Origin of the sequence: Vibrio ichthyoenteri ATCC 700023 (assembly GCF_000222605.1) — a bacterium.
Classification (GTDB): Bacteria; Pseudomonadota; Gammaproteobacteria; order Enterobacterales; family Vibrionaceae; genus Vibrio; species Vibrio ichthyoenteri.
On record NZ_AFWF01000051.1, the window covers coordinates 1 to 5,933 of the forward strand.

The 5,933-nt window shown below is 40.7% G+C and carries 5 protein-coding genes and 1 pseudogene; 2 read left to right on the forward strand and 4 right to left on the reverse strand.

Going from position 1 to position 5,933, the window contains the following annotated elements:
- Positions 1 to 105 precede the first annotated feature (105 nt).
- From RH85_RS05330 to RH85_RS05340, 3 genes are all read right to left on the reverse strand, one after another.
- Positions 106 to 459: a type II toxin-antitoxin system PemK/MazF family toxin gene (locus RH85_RS05330; RefSeq protein ID WP_006711179.1), complete on the reverse strand. Its 354-nt coding sequence runs from the start codon at positions 457 to 459 to the stop codon at positions 106 to 108.
- Positions 459 to 713, reverse strand: coding sequence for an AbrB/MazE/SpoVT family DNA-binding domain-containing protein (locus tag RH85_RS05335; protein ID WP_006711180.1), 255 nt, complete (start codon positions 711 to 713; stop codon positions 459 to 461). Before RH85_RS05335 ends, RH85_RS05330 begins: the two co-directional genes overlap by 1 nt.
- Positions 714 to 1,039: 326 nt before the next feature.
- Positions 1,040 to 3,391 (reverse strand): cellulose-binding domain-containing protein, encoded by a 2,352-nt coding sequence (locus RH85_RS05340; protein ID WP_420895789.1) that lies wholly within the window; start codon positions 3,389 to 3,391, stop codon positions 1,040 to 1,042.
- A gap of 620 nt (positions 3,392 to 4,011) precedes the next feature.
- On the opposite strand from RH85_RS05340, the pseudogene RH85_RS23675 reads away from it, so the two are divergent.
- Positions 4,012 to 4,619: pseudogene (locus RH85_RS23675) on the forward strand (chitinase); the annotation flags it as partial.
- A 438-nt stretch (positions 4,620 to 5,057) separates the two neighbouring features.
- Complete coding sequence (locus tag RH85_RS23680) at positions 5,058 to 5,147, forward strand: hypothetical protein (RefSeq protein ID WP_420895790.1); 90 nt, start codon at positions 5,058 to 5,060, stop codon at positions 5,145 to 5,147.
- A 52-nt stretch (positions 5,148 to 5,199) separates the two neighbouring features.
- Here the strand turns inward: RH85_RS23680 and RH85_RS05350 are convergent, their stop codons facing one another.
- Positions 5,200 to 5,841, reverse strand: a complete 642-nt coding sequence (locus tag RH85_RS05350; RefSeq protein ID WP_006711182.1) for a hypothetical protein — start codon at positions 5,839 to 5,841, stop codon at positions 5,200 to 5,202.
- Positions 5,842 to 5,933 lie beyond the last annotated feature (92 nt).

Here is a 5,933-nt window from a genome sequence, read left to right on the forward strand (position 1 = left end):
CGTGCTTTGTACTATAAGTCAGTACACAACTTTAAGCCTATTCAGAATAGCATTTTTCGATCGGCTGTAAATAGCCTTTAAGTGAAAATTTGAGATAATCGACGATTAATTATCAAACAAAACGTCAGCACCCATTAATGGAAGCAAGCGTAACAACACATCTTCCATTACACCATCTTCAGCTTCGGTTATTTTTTTTGCACAACGATCTTTCCATGACAAGGTGTGTACTAGGCTGGACGCGACCACTGAAGGCTTATCAAGATTTGAAACTATAACTTCCGTTTGACCACCACGAATGCTTGTACTAATTGGGCAGCAAATAATCAAACCAGTTTGTTGGTTGTAATGCTGGCTTGAAAGCACAAGAGCAGGACGATACTTCCCTATTTCTTTACCTTTCGTTGGTTCAAAATCTAACCATACAATATCATTGCGACTTGGAACGTATGCTTTCATCACTCACCTAACTCTTTTGCCGAGAGCACCGGCAACTCATCAGTATGTCCCGTATAAGCATCTAAGCCCTCAAGCAACTGAGCTTCACTGAAAGGAAAGCGCTTCTTCGAGCTAGTAATTGGTTCGATAATGATTTTTTGACCTTCGGTTTTCACATCTATCTCAGCGCCTTCAATTAGCCCCAATTGGCGAATGAACGTAGCCGGAATGATACTACCCAAGCTATTACCTATTTTTCGTACTTGCGTTCTCATGCTTCCACCTATTTGTAGGTACTTTGTTATAACAATCATAGCACACAACCTTATTGTACCAACAATGTTATAACTCTAGCTTTTATAAAAAAGCCCCAACCAAAAGGTCGGGGTTATTTTATGCAGTTACAGAATAAGGAGATCATTCAAAGGGACTACAGCTCTCAGGATTAACCTTGACACCAAGTCAGAACTTTATAATGGTTCAGAAATCTATGCGCAAGTCAATGATTAATAATGCTACGTCTACAAACGCAAGCCATCAGGTTACCATAGACGTAAAATAGGCCAAAATGAATGATCTAAAACACATAAAAAAAAGTGTATCATTGTGGATTTAAGCCCAACTTTTCCAATACTAACTTAAAGTTAGCGCGACGTTCTTTAACGTTATGTACATCACCGGTTGAACAGGTTAGATCTGGACAACCACGGTTAACGATACCAGAAACATCATCAATGAACTGAGAGCCTTGTAGGCCACTGTCCACATACCTTTTCAGTTCGTTGTGGTAATTCCAATCACCGTATTGGCCGCCTTCATCGTTGTACGCTTGTACTGACGTTACCCAGTAGAACAGACCTGCAATCCACTTAATTTCACGGTTCTCTTCAGAGCTACAAATTAAGCCAGGGTTTGAACAAAAATCCAGTTCAGCGTATATAGGATTAGCAGGAGGCGCTTCAACCAGTACGCCATCAATGATTTGACCAATAGTAGAAGGATCTACATGTGAACGTCCTAAGTAATGGTTAAGCGTACCGAAGTTTTGTCGGCCGGTCGTTTGTATTACACCACGCCCCCACCAACCACAACCTTCAACACTTTCTTGGCTGCTGCCATCCCAAATAAAGCTACCTGCTTTTTGGCCAATGTAGGTTTTACAAATATCACGTTCCCAAACTTGTTTAGATGTATCGACTTTTTCTGGAACATTGTTACAGTGCCCATTGTTGGTCCAACGACCAGCTGCACCATTTACCAGTAACCCTCTCTCTTCAAGAACTGTATCAGGAGCTGCAAATACAGGAGCTGGTGCGCCGTACCATTTAGCATGAGTTAGTGCGCTCACTTCCATCTTATTATCACGAGGACAAGAGTAAGCGTAGTCTAGACCTGATACAGGATTTACACCGTAATCTGCATATTTCTGGCCAAGCTGCCCACAACTTGCGGTCATTGGGTAATCGGTTGGAGCACCGTATCTTACTTCCGACCAATTGTTCTCATCACACGCGTTGTAACGGATAGTCTCTTGCATACTCTGTGCGAGGAACGCAGCAATCGCAACTTTTGCATAAGTAATGTTAGTTTGGTCATCAGCTTCATCACTGAGTAGCCAGAACTTGTTACCTGCTACACCAATGTTATGCATTGCGTTTAGGCCATCAAGGAAATCAGCCCATTTGTATACGGTCGACGGCTCCCACTGTGACTGAGGAGTCTCGTAAAGGAACGCTTCATTGTTCATTACGCCTTCAGCATTAGCCAGCTGTTGGTTAAGTGCTTCAATACGAGTCAGTGAACCTTTTTCAAGTTCTTCACCTACGTAGTACAGTGGCACTTTTGCATCTTGGTAACGTTCAATCTTAGCCGTTAGAGCTGCATCATTCTTATCGAATAGAACCGCGAATACGTTGCTAAATGCTGCTTTGCGAAGTTTTTGCTCACTTGTGGTGTTACCCATAAAGTAAGTTGCTGTTTGCTCTGTTGGCATGTTTGCCAGCATGACAGGGGTCTTCACGTAGTCAGAAACTTGCTTTACGTACTCTAGTGCGTTGTGCCATTGCTCGCTTGATAACGCATCAGTAGCGTTAGATTTAGTGAAGGCAATGAAGTCCGCTTTAGTCACTGAATCTGCTTTGTACAGTTCAAACTTGTCTAGCATTTCAGCAGAGTAGTTCGATGCTGCATCCCATACCGACTGACGGCCTGAATGCGTGTCAAAAGCGAAATCGCCAATGCTTAGCGTCCAACCGTAACTGGCTTCAGGTGCAAGCGTGGTGATGATTAGGTTATGCGCTTGTGCCCAACCTTTCGCATCATTGCTCAGTGCGTTGATATCATCAACATCAATACGGCTGCCAGTTATATCAATCGCATTGATTAGCGCTTCTTTCACCGAAATGGTACCTAAAGATTGGTCTCTATCCTGACTTGCTGTATCAAGCACATCACTGTTGATAATAATCGAAGTCGAACCGGCTTGTGCTGCTGCTTCAATTACAGCGACAAAGCTGTTGGTTAGTGCATTGAAATCCGCTAAATCTGCACTGTTGATTGCTTCTATGGTTAGATTTGAAGGAGCAGTCGTTGCTGGACTTGCAACAACCAAAGTATTTGGCCAACCTACAACTTCCAAACGAACAGGGTCCATCGGATTTGGCAGTGATAACAGTGGTGCTGTACCTGGTGCTGTACCATCACAATTTAAGTGTAAAGCCCATGAAGCATCGCTACCTGGTTCAGATTGAGTCCAGTAAACCGCTGAGTAAGCAATATTCTTATGGACCATTATGTCACCACCAGTTGCGTGGTCACCGCGAGTCCAATCTGGGTAAACATTAAAATTATCACACAATCCTCCGGTAAATAGATGAGTCGCTCCTGTAGTTAAACGAGTATCATTGGCATATAAATTCGTACTGACGATAAAACAAGATATAACTGTCTTTATTTTCTCATAATTTAACTCTTCTTTTTCCATTTAAATAGATTAACAACCAGTAGAATAACAAAACAACAAAATAACATTTAAATAGAGTAGCAATTATCAAACCACAACAAGATTGCTTATTTAAAAACCAAGAAGCACACCGCAAATGTGCCTACCCATACTAACAATTAAATCAACCAACGAATTTTGACATATAAACACTTCAAACAAACCGATTAATAAATTGAAGTCAATCGCAATATTAAATCAAAAGGAAAAAACATATCCACTTAGTCTGTTTAAGCCAATATCATTCAAAAAACACAAAGGAACTAAACATGATAAAAGCAACCAAGTTGGCTATAATTATTTGTAGTAGTTATTCATTTACCTGTTCAGCTGAATTTAATATACAGCCAGACCCTGAACTACCTACTGGGTATGTCATTTCCAAAACTGCTATCCAACAAATGGAAAAAAGTAAGACATCAAATCCAATGTATAATGTTTGGTCAAAAGCCCTTCAAACAAGGTCAAATAGTGTTGTTGATACAATTGAAGAGGCATTAGATACTAACCCAGACAATGTAAAGAGAGCTGAGCGTGTATTCTCCAGATCTGACTGGGAGTTCCTGACAGCAATGGCTGCACCTGAATATACTTATAATCGTCTATTAAAAGCTATCGGAAAATTCCCTGCATTTTGCGGAGAATATAATGATAGTCGGGATAGTGACGCCATATGTAAAAAATCAATCATTACAGCATTTGCGCATTTCGCACAAGAAACTGGTGGTCACATTTCTGTTGATAACAGTTCAGATAATCCTCTAGCTCTTGAGGAATGGCAGCAAGCATTAGTTCATGTCAGAGAAATGGGATGGACGGAGGGACAAGAAGGTTATACTACCGGTTGCGGGCAAGATGACTGGCAGAATAAAAAATGGCCATGCGCAGCAAATCAAGGCTATTTTGGTCGAGGAGCAAAACAGCTATCTTATCATTTTAATTACGGCGCATTTTCCGAGGCTATGTTCAATGGAGATGCTTCAATTCTACTTAATAATCCAAGTCTAGTTGCTGATTCATGGTTAAATTTGGCGTCAGCTATTTGGTTTTTTTGACTCCTCAGGCACCAAAGCCTGCAATGCTTCATGTAATAGACAGAACGTGGGAGCCATCTCAACGGGAAATAGATGCAGGGATTGGATATGGATTCGGCACCACCATAAACGTAATCAACGGTGGTATTGAATGTGGCGAACAAAATAAAGATAAAGGTCAGCCAGTTAATCGCATTCGCTATTGGGAAGGCTTATCAAAACATTATCAAATCCCTATAGAATCCGATGAAGTAAACACTTGCTGGCAACAAACGCCATATGGAAGTCTAAATCTTAATGGTGCAACTGATGTTCTTTATACGAACTGGGATGGAAATTGGAAATATTATCCAGATCGACCAGAAGGCTTCTCTTTCGAATGTGATTTGGTCGGATTTCAAACTGCTTATTCAGCTCTAGTTCCTGGTGATTATGAAAAATGCGTAACCAATTTATATGGATCTCATTTGAATTGGCCCACTGTGCGCGTTGTAGATGAACTACCTCCCACGGATCCTGTACCACCACCCACAGATGGCATCCCTGCGTGGCAAGAAAGCAAAGCATATTCAGCCGGGGATAAGGTGATCTATAACAACTTCATTTATCAAACAAAATGGTGGTCATTAAATAACATACCTTCATCTGGAGATCCGTGGGTTAAAATAAACTAATACAAATAAAGAAGGCTCGACATTGAGCCTTCTTTATTTAAAAAAACTAACATTAAATCAGTTTTTTAGTTGAAATTAAAAAGACTCGATTCTTGTGTGCCTCATCAGCACCCCAGCCATTAGGAACATACTTTTCCATCAGGTCTTCAAAGCTTTGGATACGCACAACAATCGGTGATAATTCCTTATCAAGTTCATCCAAATCAATGTAATAAACAGAGACATCTGCAATAGAAAATGCTTCACCCATTCGGTCTAACCAAAACCGTTTACCATCAGGAGTCTGCTGTTCATCACTGATCATGATGTTATTTGATTGCAGTAAGTACTGAAAAACTTGTCGAGCAAAACCTGATAAAACAAAGCTATGAGGACCTGCGACCTGCCTCCAAACCAGCAATTGAGTGCAATTTTTAATTGGTAGATAGGCGTTAGGCTCATTTCGGATAATCAATTTAACTTTGTAAACCATTTCGGGTACATCGCCGCCCGTATAGATAAAGCAAACTGTTTGCATCACACCATCAGCTGTTGGTGTATGAAGCTTCGTAACCAGTCGATAACCAGCAGGTATAACAAAACCAGGCAATATAAATTCTTGCGGGTGACTCGCAAGAAAGAGTGCTGTTTCTGTTTTATTAGAAGATGGCATGGTGAGTTTCATATCGAAACCTACTTCAATTAATTGTGGCATTATCCAGTTTAGTCCTAAACCGTAGGTATTGAATCCATACTATCGTATCGTAGTTAAATGTGATAATAAACAACACAAACGCGCTAAAAAAA